Origin of the sequence: Dyella sp. 2HG41-7 (assembly GCF_021390675.1) — a bacterium.
Lineage (GTDB): Bacteria > Pseudomonadota > Gammaproteobacteria > Xanthomonadales > Rhodanobacteraceae > Dyella_B.
This window is the reverse complement of record NZ_JAJEJV010000004.1, coordinates 1,236,425-1,251,156: the sequence shown is the minus strand read 5'-3', so window position 1 is coordinate 1,251,156 and position 14,732 is coordinate 1,236,425. Positions and strand designations below refer to the sequence as shown.

Genomic DNA, 14,732 nt, shown 5'->3' with positions numbered 1-14,732 from the left:
CTCCCTTTAGGCTTGTGATGCGTTTCGGCGTGGACGCAACGCGCCCAATAGGATACCCGCGAGCGCAAGCGTCAGTCCGGCCCAATCGCCGATATCGGTGGGTCTGCCGAGCAGGACTACGTCCAGCACAAAGGCCAGCGCAGGCTGCAGCAACAGCAGCAAGCCAACGAGCGAGGCAGGCAAATGCGGCATCGCCCGCACCATCAACAACCACGCCATCACCTGGCCGAAAAAGCCGAGGGATAGCAATACGATCCAGCTTTGCGTGTCCGTCAATAGAAAAGCGTCGCCTTCGCCCTTCCCCCACGCCCAAAGCAACAGCGCGCTAAGCAGACTCATCACGCCGAGAAACTGCGCCGGCGACAATCGCGTATGCGTTTTCAACGCATGCCTGAACGTGACGAGGTAAACGGTATAAGCGACGCCGCTGCCCAAACCCAGCCACACGCCCAAACGATGTTGCGCATCGAAGACCGACCAGTGCGCGCCGACCAGCAGCCACAGACCCACCATGGCCAGGAGCATGCCGGGCAAGAACCAGCGCGCCGGACGCTCCCGGTAAAACAGGAATCCCGTCAGCGCCATGAGGAATACCTGAAAATTGGTCAGCAGCGTCGCAATACCCGGCCCCACCCACAGGATGCTGCGATGCCATTGGATCAGGTCCGCCGCAAATCCTACGGCGGGCAAAATCGCCAATAAAAGGTCGCGCCAAATAATGCGTTGCCAGCCGCCGCTGATCATCACCCACGCCAGTAACATGCTGCCGCCGAAGAGCATGCGGTAGAAGCCGGATACGGTCGGTGCGGCATGCGCATACACGACGAACAAGCTTGTGCTGGACAACAGCGCCGCGCCCACCGCCATCTGGACCACGTGCGCACGCCGATGCGTGTCGCTGCCGGCGCTCGCGGGCGCCGCGGCGGAAGAGTCGGCCATGGAAATCCCTTAAAGCGGTTGCGGCACGAGGCCGTCGCTATCGTCGTCGAACGCTGCGATCGCGTCCCGGGCTTCGGCGAGGGCGTGATCGATCTCGCGCACGATCTTTTCGGCGACATCCACGCTGGATTCCGGCACCAAGACCGCCACGTAATCCAACGCCGGAAGTTGCCCGACGCCGCCCGTCAGGTATTCGCCTGAGATAAAAGCAGGCACGTCGGCGCCTTCCAGCGCATCCTTCACCAGATGCGCGTCGATCAGATTTTGGGCGCGATAGACGATACGCATAGCCGCACGCTACTGCTGCATGCCCGGATGGGCAAGCCGTTCACCAAAATGCACGGATGCCGGCGACGCCTTGGGCGCCGTATCCGCGCGCTTCGTCGGCATTCTCGGGCGCCATGCCGCCGAGCGCGTAGACGGGCAGTGAAGCGGTTTCGGTCAGGGCCTGAAAACGCGACCATCCCAAAGGAACCGCATCCGGATGACTCGCCGTCGCCGCCACCGGCGAGAGCACGGCGAAATCGGCGAGATCCACGCTTTTCGTAAGCTGCGCTTGGTCGTGACAGCTCGCGGCGACGGGCTGCGACCATGGCAGCGGACGCTGCGCCAAAGACCGCACCTGCGCGGTTTTTAAGTGAACGCCAACGCCTTCGCCCAGACGCGACGCCCCTTCGATATCGCCATTGAGCAAGAGGCACGCGCGATGCTGTAACGCGTGTGCTCGCAAGCCTGCGGCCAGATCGCGTACCTGTTCAACCGGCCAAAGCGGAAATCGCAACTGGATAAGTCGAACACCGTGTTCGATGGCGGCCTTCACGCGCGCGTGCCACGCCGATGCCTGAATCGCCGACACATCCGCAGGCGTAATGGCGTAGATCGAAGGCAAACGCAGCGCATGCAAAATGGGCCTATCGGCAGGTGTCAACGTCGCTAGATCGACCTCGGACGGTGCGACCCATTGCAATGCCTGATCTTCCAGCGAGGCAGGCGTACCGTGCCAGCGCTCGAACTGCCAGGCGTCGAGCAACAGACCGCGTTCGCCGTGACGCCAGGGAATGCGGATCAGCGGCGTGCCGTCGCGCGGTTCGACGCGAATGCCTAGCTCTTCGTGGAGCTCGCGCACCAGGGCGTGCTGCGGGGTTTCATTCAGCTCCAGCTTACCGCCGGGAAACTCCCAAAACCCCGCAAAATTCTTGCCTTCCGGGCGCTGAGCCAGCAACACCCTGCCCTGCGCGTCGCGCAGCACGCCAGCCATGACGTGCATCGGAGCGCCGTTGGTGTGCGTCACAGGTGGCGATCAGCTGTTGCGGATGTACTCGACCATGTCGAAATCGAAGCTATGGTTCGCATCTTTCTTGTGATGCGTGCGCTTCACTTCGACCCAGTCGCTGAAATGGATGCCCGGAAAGAACGTGTCCGCCCCGTCGACCGCGGCGCTGACCCAGGTGAGGTAGAGGCGTTGAGCCATCGGCAGCGCTTCGTGATAGACCTTGCCACCGCCGATCACGATCAGGCCGGCGCCATCGCTGCGCGCACGCGCTTCTTCGATCGAGCGGACCGTCACCTGACCGGGGAACGGCGCCTCATGACGACGCGACAGCACCATGTTCGTGCGGTCCGGCAGCGGGCGGCCGATCGACACCGCGGTGTTGTAGCCCATCAAGACGTGCTTGCCGACGGTCAATTCCTTGAACCACTTCAAGTCATCCGGCAGATGCCAGGGGAGCTGGCCCTTGCGACCGATTGCGAAGTTCTCGTCGAGGGCGGCGATCAGCGAAATGGCCATGGAAGCTCCAAGGAATCACGTTAGGTTGAACGGGTGGCCAGGCTGAGCGCTTCGCCATCCGACCGGCCATTATAGCGTCTCACGACGACAACCGAGTGCATGGTAACCACCCGTTTTGCGGCGGAGGGCGTTGTCACAAACGTCTAGACGGCCACGGGCGCCTTAATCGCGGGATGCGGGTGGTAATCCTCGATCACTACGTCCTCGAACCGGAAATCGAAAACCGAGTCGACGTGCGGATTCAGCTTAAGGCGCGGTCGCGGGCGCGGCTCGCGCGTCAGCTGCAGACGGGCCTGCTCGAGGTGATTGTTGTACAGATGCGCATCGCCCAGCGTATGCACGAAATCGCCGACACCCAGTCCGCACACCTGCGCGATCATATGCGTCAACAACGCATAGCTGGCGATGTTGAACGGCACGCCGAGAAAAATATCGCCAGACCGCTGATACAGCTGGCAACTGAGCTTTCCGTCGGCGACGTAAAACTGGAACAACGCGTGGCATGGCATCAAGGCCATCTTCGGCAATTCACCGACATTCCACGCGCTGACGATCAACCGACGCGAATCCGGATTGCGTTTGATTTCCTCGACCACCCAGCGGATTTGATCCACCACGTGTCCGTCCGCCGTCGGCCATGCACGCCATTGCTTGCCGTACACCGGACCAAGATCGCCGTTCGCGTCGGCCCACTCGTCCCAGATGCTGACGCCGTGTTCTTTCAAATACGCGATGTTGGTGTCGCCCTGCAGAAACCAGATCAGCTCATGCACGATCGATTTCAAATGCAGCTTCTTGGTGGTGACGAGCGGAAAGCCTTCGTTGAGATCGAAACGCATCTGCCAACCGAACACGCTGCGCGTGCCGGTGCCGGTGCGATCGGTTTTTTCCGTGCCGAGTTCCAGCACATGACGAAGCAGGTCGAGATAGGCGTGCATGCGCTTAAGTTTACGCCTTCTGCACAGGCGCGGGGCTAGCCAACGGCAAGGTCGGCGCGTTGCGCGACATCCACAGCAGCCACAACCCCACCACGATCAGCGGCACCGATTGAATCTGCCCCATGGTCAACCAGCCCCACGCGAGATAGCCCAGCTGCGCGTCCGGCACGCGAACAAACTCCACCGCAAAACGGAAGCAGCCGTACATCAGCGCGAACAATCCCGAAATCAAATAGCGCGGACGCGGCTTCAACGACACCACCCACAACACCGTGAACATCACCACGCCTTCCAGCGCCAGTTCGTACAGCTGCGACGGATGCCGCGGCAAACCGTTGAATTGCTGCATGAGCTGCGCGAGGTGCGGATCGTTCGCCGCCATCGCCGCATCTTCATCGTGCGCGTTGGGGAAAATCATCGCCCACAGCACGTCGCCAGGTTTTCCCCACAGTTCGCCGTTGATGAAATTGCCCAGACGTCCTAAACCCAAACCGACCGGCACGAGCGGCGCAACGAAATCCACCACGTCGAAGAAATGCAGCTTGTGCCGACGCGACCACCACAGGCCCGCCACCAACACGCCGATCAAGCCACCGTGGAAACTCATGCCGCCATCCCACACGCGAAACAGCGCGAGCGGCTCGGTCCAGATCCAGCGCGGGCCACCGGCGTAATAGAACAGCATGTACCAAATGCGGCCGCCCAGAATCACGCCCATCATTTCGTAAAACACCAGATCGCCCAGCGCGTCGCTGGTCACCGGCAGGCGCCCGCGCCGGCGGCGATATTCACCCAGCGCCCAGCCACCCATAAACCCGAACAGATACATCAGCCCGTACCAGTGGACCTGGATCGGGCCCAGATGGATGGCCACGGAGTTGAAATGCACGACAAAGGGCTGCGACATGGCTCAATCGGCAAAGATCAAAGGTGGGCAGTGTAGCGGGCCTGCGCCGCCCCGTCAGGCGCGGGCTGCGCCCTTTCCTCTCGCCGGGCGGAGGGGAAAGGCTCGGCGTCTTAGCTGCCTACGTGCGACGAACCGGATTTCGACGCGAAAGCCACCGCGCTCGACGACGACCTTCCCGTCGCCGTTTTCAATTCGCGATACACGTCCAGCACCTGCTGACCATAACCGCGCGCCAGCGTCACGTCGTGGCTGTGGTAGTAGCCGATACGCAGCACTGGATCGGTGCTTTCGTGCATCGCCTTGTGCAAGAGCTGCGTACCAATTTCGATATTGCGCGCCGGATTGAGCAATGCGATCGGATCGGGCTCGATGTCGCGATGCATCGGGTAATACACCTGCATGATGCCCACGTCCTGCACCGGCGCCGCAAGCAAATGGGCCAACTCGATCGCATGTTCGGTTTCCGCACGCGTGCCGCTATGCAAGCGTCCGTTGATGCGCACGATCCACGGACTCGGAGCAACAGAGCCGTCGGGCTGCGTGCCGCGCGTTTCCACCAAGGCCACCGCATAGATCAGCAACGGATCGATGCGATAACGCGCACCGGCTTTGGACCATAGGCTAGAGCGCGAGGTGATATCCAGATCAAATCCGGCCGCGTAGTTCGCGCGCGGCGGCGCGACGACAATAATGGTTCCGTCGTCGGCTAGCCCCAACGTGGTTTTAGGTAATGGCTTGGTTGCGACGTGCGCGAGGACCGGCGCTTGTTGACGCATCGTCGAATGCGTTGTCGTCGTTGCCGTAACGGGTTGCACGGGCGCACTTGCGATAACGCGTGTCGCAACGTCAACCGTTTGCGTCGAAGCCGAAATCTTCTGATTCGTGTGCCACATGTGCACGCTCATCATCACGGCCGCAGTTCCTGCAACCAAGCCGACACCGCCGATGATCGGGGTGCGATACATCCGCGCCTGCTCTTTCATGGAGAGCAACACGCCAGCCGCATCGATAGGAAGCTTCGCTTGCCATGACGGAAGTACGGTCAGCGCGCCTCCGATATTGACGAAGTCGCCTATGCCGACATCGGGTCGAGACCGTTGCGAGATACGACGATGCTTGGCCCACCCATGCGGATCGACCATCAGAATCTTTTCGTGAGTGCGCGTCGGCGCACGACCCTCTCGCCGACCGCGAAATGCCGCCGGGGCACACAAATAGACCCGTTGCGTCACCGTCGACTGGCTCATCGCACGGCCACCCACGCCCGCATCACGCGCGCCAAAACGGGTTACTGCGCTGGAAATGTTTCAGGAACAGCACGTCTCGTCATCCGTTCTGCAGCAGCCAGGGTCTGCTAGACAAGCACAAATCGGGCCGTAGGCCAAGCCAAATCGACCTCGCGGTACGAAACGTCGCCTTTCATGGCTGGAGGGAGGCCCCGTAACGACAGAGGAAATTGGCCGTCGCGAAATCCTGCGACAGCCTTCGAGCGTCTATGGCCTATTCGCGTCGTTCGCGCTGACCATGGTTCGATACACGCGCGGCGACATGCCCACCGTGGCCTTGAACTGGCGCGCGAAAGCGCTTTGATCCCCAAAGCCACACGCCATGCCGATGGATGCAACCGTTTCGTCCGTACGCAACAAGCGCATCGCCGCTTCAATACGCAGCTTGGTTAGCACTTGCTGCGGCGTGAGCTGGAATACGCGACGAAAATGCCTTTCCAATTGTGCAATCGAGAGACCGGCCAATTCCGCCAGCGCCTGCACGCGAATGCCTTCGGCGTAATTCCCCTGCATATGCGTCAGCACGCGCTTCAAGCGGTCGTACGTCGGATGCTTACCATCGGGAATACCCAGATCGCGCGAGATGCCGATCAATCCCTGGATTTTTCCGCGCGAGCGCAATGGTCGTTTGCAGGTGAGGCACCAACCGGGAACGCGGTTGGCGAAAATATGTACCTCAAGCTGGTTTTCGATGGTTTCGCCCATCAGCACGCGCCCATCTTGCGCCGCGTAGGAGCCGCCCATGGTGGCTGGAAAAAGCTCGGTGACGGATTTGCCGATGATGTCGCTGCGCTGCTTCAACCCGAGTCGACGCAGCAGCGTGAGATTGGCGTGCGTATAACGGCCGGCCGTGTCTTTGACGAAGAACACCACGTCCGGCAATGCATCGAACAGGGGTTCCAATTCATCGGCTGAAATCTTCATAGGATGAAATGCTGCAACGCAACGCGGCGAACCCCCCCCCGGAAATTTCGAACCAAGCCATTTTTACTGCAACAAAACCTCTTTTGCCACGATGGCGCGCGCATGAAACTCTTACATGCGCACGCGTTCGACTATGCCGAATTCCGCATTCAAGGTCCAGAAGCTTTTCTAGACGCTCGCTGCCCGCAAGGAAGAAGATGGCCGGATGCATACCATCGACTTTATCGATTCCCATACCGGCGGCGAACCGACACGCGTCGTGCTCGCGGGCTTTCCCGACCTTGGCAACGGCACGATGGCCGAACGCCGCCAAGTATTCCGCGAACGCTACGATCGCTGGCGTCAAGCCATTGCCTGCGAACCACGCGGATCGGACACCATGGTCGGCGCGCTGTTGTTGCCGCCCACCGATCCGTCGGCATGCGCCGGCGTGATCTACTTCAACAACGTAAGTTACCTGGGCATGTGCGGACACGGCACCATCGGCTTGATCCGCACCCTGCATCATCTGGGTCGTATCGCGCCGGGCCGGCATCGTCTGGAAACGCCCGTCGGTATGGTGGGCATCGAATTGCATGCCGATGGCCACGTATCCATCGACAACGTAGAAAGCTACCGGCACGCGAAAGATGTGACGCTGGATGTCCCGGGTTACGGCAAAGTAAAAGGCGATATCGCGTGGGGTGGCAATTGGTTCTTTATCACCAACGACACACCACTCCCGCTCACGCTCGCCAACCAACGCGCATTGACGCAATACACCGAAGCGATTCGCGTTGCACTGGAAGCCGCCAATATTCGCGGCGCCGATGACGGCGAGATCGACCATATCGAAATCAACGCGCCTTCTACGCAAGCCGACGCGGATGGGCGCAACTTCGTGTTGTGTCCCGGGTTGGCCTACGACCGCTCACCCTGCGGCACCGGCACCAGCGCAAAGGTGGCTTGCCTCGCCGCCGACGGCAAACTCGCGCCGCATCAGGTGTGGCGTCAGGCCGGCATTCTCGACAGCGTGTTCGAAGCGCAATACACGCCCGGCACGCGCGGCGTACTGCCACGCATCACCGGCAGCGCACATATCACCGCGCAAGGCGAACTGCTGATCGACGACGCGCACGATCCGCTGGCTTGGGGTATCGGCGCGGCGTGAAAAGCTACGACCTCATCATTGTCGGCGGCGGCATTGTCGGCACAGCGTGCGCGGATTACGCGAGCGAACAAGGGCTGCGCGTCGCGATTGTCGAACCCGGTCCGATTGGCGGCGGCGCCACGGCGGCGGCGATGGGTCATTTGGTGGCGATGGACGACGATCCGGCGGAACTTGCGCTCGCGAACTATTCGCTCAATTTGTGGGAAGCGTTTACCGACGTCGAGCAACTCGAATACAGCCGCTGCGGAACGTTGTGGGTAGCCGGAAGCGAAGCCGAATTCGCGCATATTCCGGCGAAAATCGCGCGACTCGCGGCGGTCGGCGTGCATGCCGAGTTGATCGACCGCAAGCAACTCTATCGCCTCGAACCTGCGCTATGCCCTGGTCTATTCGGCGGCATGCGTGTGCCGCGCGAAGCCGTCGTTTACCCGCCCGCCATGGCGCGGCATCTATTGCAGCGTGCACGCGCGCGCGGCGCCGAGTTGTACGACACGCGCGTCACGGCCATCACGAATCAGGGCGTGCAATTGGCCGATCAAACGCAACTCCACGGTTCGGTAATCGTGGCGACCGGCTGTGCGCTGCCGCAGCTATTGCCTCAGTTACCGATGCGCGCACGCAAAGGTCATTTGGTGATCACCGATCGCTATCCAAACGTAGTGCGTCATCAACTTTTGGAACTCGGTTACGCGGACAGCGCGCACGGCGATGCGGACAGCAGTGTCGCATTCAACGTGCAACCACGGCCGACGGGGCAGATTCTTATCGGCTCGTCGCGCGAATACAGCAGCGAGTCGCCTGATGTTTCGATGTCGATGGTGCGACGCATGCTGGAACGCACGTTCCACTATTTGCCTGCGCTGCGCCAACTCGATGCGATCCGCATCTGGACCGGCTTTCGACCGGTGAGCGCGGACGGTCTACCTTATCTCGGGCGCGTGCCGGATCAATCGCATGTGTGGGTGGCCGCCGGTCACGAAGGTCTTGGCATCACCACCTCGTTGGGCAGCGCGCGATTAGTGATCGATCAATTCCTCGGGCGTGCGACAGCGATCGATCCGAAACCTTACGATCCTGCACGAGTCGCCGCATGAATACCGCGCTGATACGTATCGAGATCGACGGACAAGCGCTGGACGTTCCGAACGGCATTAGCGTGGCGGCGGCCATCGCCCGCGCGCAGCGTCCTTTTCGACGTTCCGTGAGCGGACAAGTGCGTGCGCCGTTTTGCGGCATGGGTATTTGTTTCGAATGCCGCGTACGTATCGACGGCATTGCTCAGCAACGCGCGTGTATGGCGACGGTGCGAGAAGGGATGCAGGTGATGACAGATGACTGAGCGCTACGACGTTGTCATCGTCGGCGCCGGCCCGGCCGGCATAGCCGCAGCGGATGCAGCACTGGCGCGCGGCGCACGCGTCGCCTGGATCGATGCGCAGGCAAACGGTGGCGGTCAGGTGTGGCGCAAAGACAGCGAACACGGCTGGCCTCGACGCGCGCAATCCATCATTGCTCGCGTGCTTCGGCATTCCAGCATGACGTGGATGCCGCAGACTGAAGTGATTGCCGCCGAGCGCGACGAACTCCTGTTGCAGAACACGCACAATGCGCGACGCGTCGCGTATAACGCATTGATCCTCGCGACGGGCGCGCGCGAATTGCTACTGCCATTCCCCGGCTGGACGTTGCCGGGCGTCACCGGCGCCGGCGCTTTGCAAGCGCTGGCGAAGCAAGGCTGGCCGCTTGCGGGACGTCGCGTCGTGATCGCCGGCGCCGGTCCGCTGCTTTGGGCCGCCGCCGCAACCGCGCAACGACACGGTGCGCGCGTGCTGGGCATTTACGAACAAGCCGGCGCGAAAGCCGTGCACGATTTCGCGCGCACGCTGTGGCGCTGGCCTGGCAAAGCCGTGCAAGCCGCCGTTCTGCGCACGCAATTGGCGGATGTTCCGTATCGCTACGGATGCGCTGTGCGTCGCGCGATGGGCGACGACGCGCTGCAAACGATTGAAGTCGACGGACCGCACGGCGTTGAACGTATCGAGTGCGATCAGCTCGCCGTGGGCTACGGCTTGATCCCAAACACGGAGCTCGCACATATGCTCGGTTGCGCGCTGAAGCTTGAAGGCGCGCACCCCTATGTCGCGGTGGACGCCATGCAACGCAGCAGCATCGCCAACGTATACGCGGCTGGCGAACTTTGCGGCATCGGCGGACGCGACACCGCATGGTTGGAAGGCCGTATCGCAGGTTTGGCCGCAACCGGCGCAACGATCGACGCATCGTTGCAACGGCAACACCGCCACGCGCGCGCCTTCGCCACCGCACTGCGCACGCACTTCGCGCTCGATCCACGCATCCGCAATCTGGCGACGCCAGACACCTTGATCTGCCGCTGCGAAGACGTATCGCTGCAAACACTAAACAACTACACCGACGCGCGCAGCGCCAAACTCGCCACGCGCTGCGGCATGGGCGCCTGCCAAGGACGCGTATGCGGCGCGGCGCTCGCCGAACTCGGTCGCTTTGCGCGCAGCGGCCATCGTCCACCCTTGTTTCCAGCCCGACTTGCGACATTGGGCGACCTCCCTACTCCATCCGAACATCAAGGATTCATCGCATGAGCAACGCATCGATGTGGCACGGCGTACTGCCCGCCATCACCACGCCCTTTACCGCCGACGATCAGGTCGACCACGCGTTTCTCGCCAAACACGCAAAGCAGATGATCGATGCTGGTTGCCGAGGCATCGTGCCGCTGGGTTCGTTGGGCGAAGCGGCGACGCTGAGCTTCGAGGAAAAGCTCGAGATATTGCGCACACTGGTGAGCGCGCTGGAAGGTCGTGCACCGGTGATCCCCGGCATTGCCGCACTCTCCACGCGCGAAGCCGTACGTTTGGCCAAGGAAGCGAAAGCCATCGGTTGCGGCGGATTGATGGTGTTGCCGCCGTACGTGTATTCCACTGACTGGCGCGAAATGGGCGCGCATGTGCGCGCCGTAATCGAAGCCACCGATTTGCCTTGCATGCTTTACAACAATCCCGTTGCGTACAAAACCGACTTCACGCCCGCGCACATCGCGGAGCTCGCGGCGAAATACCCGAATCTGCAAGCCGTGAAGGAATCCTCCGGCGACGTACGTCGCTTCGCCGGCATTCGCGCGTTGCTCGGCGATCGCCTGCAATTGCTGGTGGGGATGGACGATGCCATCGTCGAAGGTGTCAGCATGGGCGCCGTGGGCTGGATCGCCGGTCTGGTGAATGCGTATCCGAAGGAATCGGTAAAGCTGTTCGAGCTCGCGCGCGACGGCGGACCGAAAGCGGCCGAAAGTTTGTATAGCTGGTTTCTTCCGCTGTTGCGCCTGGATACCGTGCCGACCTTCGTGCAACTGATTAAGCTGGTGCAGGAAAAAACCAACACGGGCAGCGAGCGCGTGCGCGCACCACGCTTGCCCGTCGCCAGCGCCGAACGCGAGCATGCGCTGAAGATTATCGATCACGCGATTGCGACCAAGCCGGGTATCTAAGATGACTACGTTCGAGCAAGTGCTGATTGGAGGTCGCTGGTGCGCATCGCTGGATGCGCACGGCAGCTTCCGCGCGGAAGATCCCAGCCGCGCTGAGGCCATCGGCCCAGCTTTCCCGATCAGCGGCATCGCCGATATCGAAGCGTCGATGCGCGCCGCCATCGACGCGGCCGATGCATTGAGCGCCACCCCACCGGAACGCATCGCGGATTTTCTCGACGCCTATGCTGCCGCCATCGATGCCGATGCCGATCGGCTGGTGGCGTTGGCGCACGCGGAAACCGCGTTGCCCGCCGAGCCGCGCTTGCGCGCGGTGGAGTTGCCGCGCACCAGCCATCAGCTTCGCCTTGCCGCCAAAGACGTGCGCGACTATGCATGGACGGATCCGGTGATCGACACCCAAGGTGGATTGCGTGCGCATCGCGCGCCGCTCAACAAACCTGTGCTCGTGTTCGGCCCCAATAATTTTCCGTTCGCGTTCAATGCCATCGCCGGCAGCGATTTCGCATCGGCCATAGCCGCGCGCAATCCGGTGATCGCCAAAGCGCATCCGTCGCATCCGGAGACCAGCCAACGTCTAGCGCAGCTTGCGCACGACGCGTTGCTCAAGACGGGATTGCCCGCGGCGGCAGTGCAAATGCTTTATCACTTCGACAACGCGCTTGGCCTTGCTTGGGCTGGCGATGTGCGATTGGGCGCCATCGGCTTTACAGGCAGCCGCGCGGGCGGCCTCGCACTCAAGGCCGCCGCGGATAAAGCGGGTGTGCCGATTTATGCGGAGCTTTCCAGCGTCAATCCGGTGTTTCTGCTTCCAGGCGCACTCGCTGAACGCGGCGATGCGTTGGCGCAGGAATTCTTTGCGTCGTGCACGATGGGCAGCGGACAGTTCTGCACCAATCCCGGCATTGTGATCGTGCCCAGCGGCGCACATGGCGATGCGTTCCTCGCGGCAGCGACACGATTGTTTGCTGAGGCCGAACCCAAGGTGTTGTTCTCGCGTGGCGTGCAGCAGAACCTTGTGCATGCCGTGAACGATCTGCGTACCGCAGGCGCGCAGCGGTTGACGGGTGGCGATGCTGGCGAGGGCTACCGATTCCAACCCACCTTGCTCAGCGTAAGCGGCGACGCTTTTATGGCGCAGGCGCAAGCGCTGCAGACGGAAGCATTCGGCCCAGTCAGTTTGATCGTGCATGCGCCCAATACATCGGCCATGCAAAAAATCGCCGCGTCGTTCGAAGGCAATCTCACCGGCACGATCTATCGCGCCAGCGATGGTAGCGACGACGATGCATGGCATGCACTTGCGCCGACGTTGCGCACAAAGGTCGGCCGACTGATCGCCAACAAAATGCCGACGGGCGTTGCCGTAAGCGCGGCGATGAATCATGGTGGCCCCTACCCAAGCACCAGTCATTCGGGTTTCACGTCGGTGGGCATGCCCGCATCGATTCGTCGTTTCACGATGCTGCAGAGCTACGACAATGTGCCGGAACATTTACTGCCGACCGAATTGCGCAATCGCAATCCCGGTGGCGTGCAACGACTGATCGACGGGACGTGGACGAACAACGATATTGCCTAAGCGAAACGTCGTGGGCTGATGCGAATTCAACGGCAGGGGAACAGCATGAGCGTGATCACCGACATGGCCCGACGCAAATCCGTCGCGGCCATGCAACAAGAAGCCGGAGCACGCAGCGGACTGCGACGCGTGCTTGGTTTGTGGCAGCTCACGGCGATCGGATTGGGCGGCATTATCGGCGTCGGCATTTTTGTGCTCACAGGCACCGTCGCCGCGACGCAGGCGGGGCCCGCCGTCGTGGTGTCTTTTCTGCTCGCCGGTATCGCCAGCGCGGCGGCGGCGCTGTGCTATGCCGAATTTTCCGGGCTGATTCCGGTATCAGGCAGCGCGTACACGTATGGCTATGCCGTGCTCGGCGAATTCGCCGGATGGATCATCGGCTGGGATCTGCTGCTTGAATACGCATTGATTGCCGCCGTCGTTGCGGTGGGATGGTCCGGTTACGTGCAAGCGCTGCTGGACGCGGCGGGCCTGCATCTGCCGACATGGGCGCAAGGGGCGTACGGCAGCGCGCCAGGGCGTTGGTTCAATCTACCGGCCGTCGCGATTTCGCTGCTCATCACCGTATTGCTCGCGATGCGCATGCAGTGGGGCGCACGATTCAACACCACGATCGTGGCGATCAAGATCGCCGCTGCAGCCGGCATCGTGATTGCCGGCGTCGCTTATGTGAAACCGGAACGATGGCATCCGTTTATGCCGTTCGGCATGCACGGCGTCGTGACTGGCGCGGCTGTGGTGTTCTTTGCGGTATTCGGTTACGACATGCTCACGACGGCAGCAGAAGAATCGCGCCATCCGCAACGCGATCTGCCACGCGCGGTGCTGTTATCGCTCGGCATCGCGATGGTGCTGTATTTCGCGATCTGCCTTGTGCTGACGGGCATCGTGCCGTACACGACGCTGGATACGCCCGCGCCGGTTGCGAGCGCGTTCAGCGCCATCGGCATGCCGCAGGTGATGGTGGCAATTTCGCTAGCCTCAATCTGCGGCATCACCAGTGTGATCTTCGCCAACTTGCTCGCCGGTGCGCGCATCTGGTTTGCGTTGTCGCGCGACGGTTTGCTGCCTGCCTGGTTTTCCAAGGTGCATCCGCGCTGGCATACACCTCATCGCACTACTTTCTTGTTGGGCGTGGTGACGGCCACGGCATCCGGATTGTTCCCCCTGGATGAGCTGGCCAAGCTGGTCAATATCGGCGTGCTTGGCGCGTTTATCGTGATCTGCACCGCGGTGGCCGTATTGCGCTGGCGTCATCCCGAGATGGAGCGACCGTTCCGCACGCCGTGGGTGCCGCTGGTGCCGCTGATCGGCGTCGGCTTCTCGTGCTGGCTGATCTGGGGATTGCCCACGATCACGTATTGGCGGTTTGCGCTGTGGCTGTTGCTAGGGCTGTTCGTGTACTTCGGCTACGGGCGCCGGCATAGCCATCTGAACGCGGCGAACGATTCGGCAAAAACCGACTTGTGCGCCGATCCGCATCCGTAGCGCGATATTTTTTGTCGCCGCAGCGGAGCATGTCCGTGAATAGAAAAGGGCCTACCGCGAGGTAGGCCCTTTTCTGAATTTGGCGCCCGAAGTTGGACTCGAACCAACGACCCCCTGATTAACAGTCAAGTGCTCTAACCGGCTGAGCTATTCGGGCGGGGAGCTGCATAGTGTGCGGAACGGCCGCTGGGCTGTCAAGCCAGCGC

At 61.8% G+C, this 14,732-nt stretch carries 15 protein-coding genes and 1 tRNA gene; 7 read left to right on the top strand and 9 right to left on the bottom strand.

Features of this window, described 5'->3' with window-relative positions; translation table 11 throughout:
* Window positions 1-6 precede the first annotated feature (6 nt).
* The 8 genes from L0U79_RS06890 to L0U79_RS06855 form a co-directional block, all read right to left on the bottom strand.
* Window positions 7-939, bottom strand: coding sequence for a DMT family transporter (locus L0U79_RS06890; protein WP_233841135.1), 933 nt, complete (start codon window positions 937-939; stop codon window positions 7-9).
* Between the two features lie 9 nt (window positions 940-948).
* Complete coding sequence (locus tag L0U79_RS06885) at window positions 949-1,227, bottom strand: DUF2007 domain-containing protein (protein ID WP_233841134.1); 279 nt, start codon at window positions 1,225-1,227, stop codon at window positions 949-951.
* A 40-nt stretch (window positions 1,228-1,267) separates the two neighbouring features.
* The gene (locus L0U79_RS06880; protein WP_233841133.1) at window positions 1,268-2,206 is read right to left on the bottom strand and encodes a Nudix family hydrolase; all 939 of its coding nucleotides are present in this window, start codon (window positions 2,204-2,206) and stop codon (window positions 1,268-1,270) included.
* A gap of 33 nt (window positions 2,207-2,239) precedes the next feature.
* The gene (locus L0U79_RS06875) at window positions 2,240-2,728 is read right to left on the bottom strand and encodes a dihydrofolate reductase (protein WP_233841132.1); all 489 of its coding nucleotides are present in this window, start codon (window positions 2,726-2,728) and stop codon (window positions 2,240-2,242) included.
* A 143-nt stretch (window positions 2,729-2,871) separates the two neighbouring features.
* Entirely contained in the window at window positions 2,872-3,666 is a 795-nt protein-coding gene (locus L0U79_RS06870) for a thymidylate synthase (RefSeq protein WP_233841131.1), read from the bottom strand.
* A gap of 10 nt (window positions 3,667-3,676) precedes the next feature.
* Window positions 3,677-4,573: a prolipoprotein diacylglyceryl transferase gene (lgt, locus tag L0U79_RS06865; RefSeq protein WP_233841130.1), complete on the bottom strand. Its 897-nt coding sequence runs from the start codon at window positions 4,571-4,573 to the stop codon at window positions 3,677-3,679.
* Window positions 4,574-4,683: 110 nt separating this feature from the next.
* The gene (locus tag L0U79_RS06860) at window positions 4,684-5,820 is read right to left on the bottom strand and encodes a transglycosylase SLT domain-containing protein (protein WP_233841129.1); all 1,137 of its coding nucleotides are present in this window, start codon (window positions 5,818-5,820) and stop codon (window positions 4,684-4,686) included.
* A gap of 246 nt (window positions 5,821-6,066) precedes the next feature.
* A complete protein-coding gene (locus tag L0U79_RS06855; protein ID WP_233841128.1) occupies window positions 6,067-6,783 on the bottom strand; it encodes an AraC family transcriptional regulator in 717 nt (238 codons plus the stop codon).
* A gap of 205 nt (window positions 6,784-6,988) precedes the next feature.
* On the opposite strand from L0U79_RS06855, the gene L0U79_RS06850 reads away from it, so the two are divergent.
* The 7 genes from L0U79_RS06850 to L0U79_RS06820 are packed head-to-tail and all read left to right on the top strand — an operon-like array spanning window position 6,989 to window position 14,526.
* Window positions 6,989-7,933: a 4-hydroxyproline epimerase gene (locus L0U79_RS06850; RefSeq protein WP_233841127.1), complete on the top strand. Its 945-nt coding sequence runs from the start codon at window positions 6,989-6,991 to the stop codon at window positions 7,931-7,933.
* Window positions 7,930-9,027 carry an FAD-dependent oxidoreductase gene (locus tag L0U79_RS06845; protein WP_233841126.1) on the top strand — a complete coding sequence of 366 codons (1,098 nt, stop codon included), beginning with the start codon at window positions 7,930-7,932 and terminating at the stop codon, window positions 9,025-9,027. Before L0U79_RS06850 ends, L0U79_RS06845 begins: the two co-directional genes overlap by 4 nt.
* The gene (locus L0U79_RS06840) at window positions 9,024-9,272 is read left to right on the top strand and encodes a (2Fe-2S)-binding protein (protein WP_233841125.1); all 249 of its coding nucleotides are present in this window, start codon (window positions 9,024-9,026) and stop codon (window positions 9,270-9,272) included. The genes L0U79_RS06845 and L0U79_RS06840 overlap by 4 nt, the downstream gene beginning before the upstream one ends.
* Entirely contained in the window at window positions 9,265-10,554 is a 1,290-nt protein-coding gene (locus L0U79_RS06835) for an FAD/NAD(P)-binding oxidoreductase (protein ID WP_233841124.1), read from the top strand. The genes L0U79_RS06840 and L0U79_RS06835 overlap by 8 nt, the downstream gene beginning before the upstream one ends.
* On the top strand, window positions 10,551-11,456 hold the full coding sequence (locus L0U79_RS06830) for a dihydrodipicolinate synthase family protein (protein WP_233841123.1): 906 nt from the start codon (window positions 10,551-10,553) through the stop codon (window positions 11,454-11,456). The genes L0U79_RS06835 and L0U79_RS06830 overlap by 4 nt, the downstream gene beginning before the upstream one ends.
* A 1-nt stretch (window position 11,457) precedes the next feature.
* Entirely contained in the window at window positions 11,458-13,038 is a 1,581-nt protein-coding gene (locus L0U79_RS06825) for an aldehyde dehydrogenase family protein (protein WP_233841122.1), read from the top strand.
* 45 nt (window positions 13,039-13,083) lie between these two features.
* Window positions 13,084-14,526, top strand: coding sequence for an amino acid permease (locus L0U79_RS06820; protein WP_233841121.1), 1,443 nt, complete (start codon window positions 13,084-13,086; stop codon window positions 14,524-14,526).
* An 80-nt stretch (window positions 14,527-14,606) separates the two neighbouring features.
* Here L0U79_RS06820 and L0U79_RS06815 read toward each other — a convergent pair.
* Window positions 14,607-14,683: transfer RNA gene (locus L0U79_RS06815), tRNA-Asn, on the bottom strand.
* Window positions 14,684-14,732: the final 49 nt, after the last annotated feature.